Below are 545 nucleotides of genomic sequence, written 5' to 3'. Positions count from 1 at the left end.
TGCTGCGGCCCGGAGACCGGCTCGTGCGCAACGCGTCCCGCCTCGGCCTGAACGGAAACCACAACAAGTGTCTGGAGCTCGCGCGGGGCACGTGCATCCAGTTCGTCCATGGCGATGACTGGTTACTCCCGGGGGCGCTCGAGGCGCTCCTCCCGTGCTTCGACGACCCCGCGGTGGGAATGGCGTTCGCCCCCCGGCGGGTGGTGCAGGACGAGAATCTTCCGTGGCGGCGCCGAGTGGGCCCTGCGCACAAACACTTTTGGCGGCTTCGCGAGCGCAACCGCGGGCCTTGGCTCGCCGCGCAGCAGCTGCTCCGCGGCGGCGCCGGCAATTGGATTGGCGAGCCGACCTGCGTGATGTTCCGCCGCCGGCTCGCCCTGGATGCCGGGGGGTTTCGGACCGACATCTACCAGCTCGTCGACCTGGATTTCTGGTGGCGTCTGATGCTGCGATCGACGGTCTGCTTCGTGCCCCGGGAGTTGTCGGTGCGCAGCCACATGAAGGGCACCGAAACGACGCACGTGATGGCGTCCCGGCGCTACGTC

General features: G+C 68.8%; 1 protein-coding gene. It reads left to right on the top strand.

Translation table 11 applies throughout. The features are described from left to right. Positions 1 to 545, top strand: a 545-nt coding sequence (locus A5673_RS04680; protein WP_156747848.1) for a glycosyltransferase, incomplete at both ends; no start/stop codon positions are given.

The organism is Mycobacterium sp. E3198 (assembly GCF_001667015.1).
Lineage (GTDB): Bacteria > Actinomycetota > Actinomycetes > Mycobacteriales > Mycobacteriaceae > Mycobacterium.
This window is presented reverse-complemented; position numbering and strand designations above follow the sequence as displayed.